Here is a 1,606-nt window from a genome sequence, read left to right on the forward strand (position 1 = left end):
TCGTCGACGCCCAGGTGGTCCTGGCCGCCCAGGCGGGCGACCCCGACGCGGTGCGCGACCACGTGCGCGGGCGCCGCCCGGCGCTGCCGCTGGACGCGCTGCCCGAGACCGCCGCGCCCGGCCAGGCCCTCGCCGAGCGCACGGCGAACCGGATGGGCCAGGTCGCCGAGTCGCGCGAGGTGCTCGACGCCACCCGCTGGCTCGCGCCCGCCGACCGGGAGCTGTTCTCCCCGTGGTGGCAGGAGGTCAACGGGCTGCTCTCGCGCGCCGAGGTCGCGGGCGCGCTGCGGCTGAGCGTGCCGCACACGGCGGCGACCGGTGGTTCAAGCGCGCCACCAGGCACGTGCGCGGCTGCGCGCGCTGCCTGGACGTGGGCGCGCCGCGCTTCCCCGCCGTGACCGGCCCGTCCACACCGGACACTCCCACCGGCGCACCGCCCTCCGGTTCCACCGCGCCGCCGACGACCGCCACGCCGATCAGCTTCTTCGTGTCCCCAGGGGGACGACGGCGCGACGGGCACCGAGCGGGACCCGTTCGCCACGCTCGGCCGGGCCGCCGCCGTGGTCCAGCCAGGTCAGACCATCTACGATCACCCTGGCCGCCCCGCCAGGCGACCACGTGATCCTGGACGCGAGCCAGGTCGGCGCGCGGCCGGTGCTGACCGTGCGCGGCTGCCGCGCCTGCGACAACGTGGACGACGGCACCAGCCTCGACGCCTTCGCCAGGCGGGTCACCCTCGACTCGAACTGGGCCTGCGGCAACGGGATCAACCGCTGGGGCTTCCCGCGCGCGCTCGGCTCCGGGCACGGCTTCGACCTCGGCACGGGCGGCCCGCACGCGGTGCTGCGCAGCGCGGCGTGGAAGAACAACGGCGACGGGTTCACCAGCACCGGTCGGGCCGGGCACGAGCTGTCGGGCAGCAGCGCCTTCCGCAACGCGGGCGACGGCTTCGCCCTGCGCGACGCCCCCGCCCGGCTGCGCGACAACCTGGCGCTGGGCAACCGGGAGCAGGCCGTGCTCGGTGACGGGCGCGGTCGCGCGGGGCAACACCGGGAACGAGCCGGGCTGGGGCGGTGACGTGCTGCGGGAGGTCGACCCGGCAGGCGCCGAGGGGAGCGCCGCGCGGACGGGTCGCTGCCCGCCACGTCGTTCCTGGTCAACACCGAGGACCCGAGGGTGGGCGCGCCGATGGCCGGGGCCGGTTAGGACACTCGCGCGCACGCCCTGTTGACTTGCCCCCGTGCCCGCACCACCCCGCAAGCGCTCCGCCGAGGCGACCAGGGCGGCGATCCTGGACGCCGCGCGCGCCCGCTTCGGCGAGGGCGGGTTCGACCGGGTGCGGGTGCGCGACGTCGCGGCCGACGCGGGCGTGGACGCGGCGCTGGTGGTGCGGTACTTCGGCGGCAAGGAGGCGCTGTTCGCCGAGGCCGCCGCGTTCGACCTGCGCCTGCCCGACCTGCGCGGACTGCCTCGGGGCGAGGTGGCGGCGGTGCTGCTGGACCGGTTCCTCGCGGTGTGGGAGCACGACGCCGGGTTCCTGTCGCTGCTGCGCGCGGCGGCGAGCAGCCCCACCGCCGCCGAGGCGATGCTGGGGGTGTTCACCGGC

General features: G+C 77.3%; 3 protein-coding genes. All 3 read left to right on the plus strand.

Annotated elements, in window-relative coordinates; genetic code table 11:
• Positions 1-398: hypothetical protein (locus ACTUAL_RS21150; protein ID WP_440901468.1), on the plus strand; the 398-nt coding region annotated here is incomplete at its 5' end.
• 220 nt (positions 399-618) lie between these two features.
• The gene (locus ACTUAL_RS21155) at positions 619-1,077 is read left to right on the plus strand and encodes a hypothetical protein (protein WP_440901469.1); all 459 of its coding nucleotides are present in this window, start codon (positions 619-621) and stop codon (positions 1,075-1,077) included.
• A 163-nt stretch (positions 1,078-1,240) separates the two neighbouring features.
• The coding region (locus tag ACTUAL_RS21160) for a TetR family transcriptional regulator (RefSeq protein ID WP_440901470.1) at positions 1,241-1,606 on the plus strand (366 nt) is incomplete at its 3' end.

The sequence above is a fragment of the Actinosynnema sp. genome (assembly GCF_052038725.1).